Genomic DNA, 793 nt, shown 5'->3' with positions numbered 1-793 from the left:
TTGTTATAAGCGTAAATGCACAGTAGATTGTGAAGAGATATCAATAAATAATTTTTGGCAAGATTTTTTTAGATACAAATATATAAAAATTAAGCCAAAAATTATAGATGCTAAGCCTTACGCAAGCCAAGAAGTAAAGGACACTCTTAAATACTGCTGGGATTTAGGGCTTGATAGAAAAGTTTATAAAGATATAGGGCGTGATAATATCTATGGTGTTGATAATGATGTGAGTTATTCTTTTTATGAAGTTGATAAAAATGGAGAGCTCTATTTTGCAAGTAAAATTAAGGGTAAAAAATACATAAAAAAACACAAAAATATAACTATTGGCGATGTAGTTTTAGATGATAAAAATTACTTAGCTTTATTAGGTGAAATTGGAAATATTTTGTTTATAGAAAAAGATTTTTGCAATCATCCTATTAAAAATAAAAATCTGTTAGATGTCATAAAAAAATCTAATAGAATAAAAATATCAACAGATTTTCATGAGCTTACACAAAGAATTTTTACGATAAATTACAAAGAAAGAGATTATTTTTTGGTTTATAAGATTTACTATTATAATACATATCCAACATATGAAATTTATATACATAGTATTGCAAATATTGTATCTAACGCATATTATCTTTACACAAGGGCATACCCTTATACATTTACTGAATTAGAATCTTTACATTGTGAAACAAATTTAAAAAAGGAGAAAAAATGAGTTGAAATAATCTGTATTAAAATTTTACAAATATTCAACTTATAAAACTCCTAATAAAGGCAAATGTTAAACAAT

Annotated in this window: 1 protein-coding gene; it reads left to right on the top strand. The window is 24.5% G+C overall.

The window, feature by feature from the left end:
- The coding region (locus tag AVBRAN9333_RS09420; protein WP_336609910.1) for a hypothetical protein at positions 1-718 on the top strand (718 nt) is incomplete at its 5' end.
- Positions 719-793: the final 75 nt, after the last annotated feature.

It is taken from the genome of Campylobacter sp. RM9333, from assembly GCF_020137705.1.
In the GTDB taxonomy this organism is placed as follows: domain Bacteria; phylum Campylobacterota; class Campylobacteria; order Campylobacterales; family Campylobacteraceae; genus Campylobacter_E.
The sequence above is the reverse complement of the archived record's forward strand: the minus strand, read 5'-3'. Positions and strand labels throughout refer to the sequence as shown.